The organism is Pseudoalteromonas sp. S558 (assembly GCF_005886635.1).
GTDB lineage: Bacteria > Pseudomonadota > Gammaproteobacteria > Enterobacterales > Alteromonadaceae > Pseudoalteromonas > Pseudoalteromonas aliena.
This window is the reverse complement of the sequence record NZ_PNDU01000663.1, coordinates 1-234: the sequence shown is the minus strand read 5'-3', so window position 1 is coordinate 234 and position 234 is coordinate 1. Positions and strand designations below refer to the sequence as shown.

Below are 234 nucleotides of genomic sequence, written 5' to 3'. Positions count from 1 at the left end.
TCTAATCATACAACTTGAATTATCTGATTACTATCCAAACAATGATACTCTGCATATCTGTATAACTCATTAAAATAGGCGACCCGCATAGAAAAATAGGTATTTGAATAAAGCTTAATCTCCTCAGCTTCGTTTGAAGCAGTAAATAAAATGTCTATATTTAGCTTAATAGCACCTTGCTCTAGTTCTTTAGCAAAGACTTTAGCACTCTCACTTTGCTCACCTACCACAATA

At 33.3% G+C, this 234-nt stretch carries 1 pseudogene; it reads right to left on the bottom strand.

The window, feature by feature from the left end:
• Positions 1-8: 8 nt before the first annotated feature.
• Positions 9-234, bottom strand: a pseudogene (locus CWB66_RS21865) (UDP-glucose 6-dehydrogenase); the annotation flags it as partial.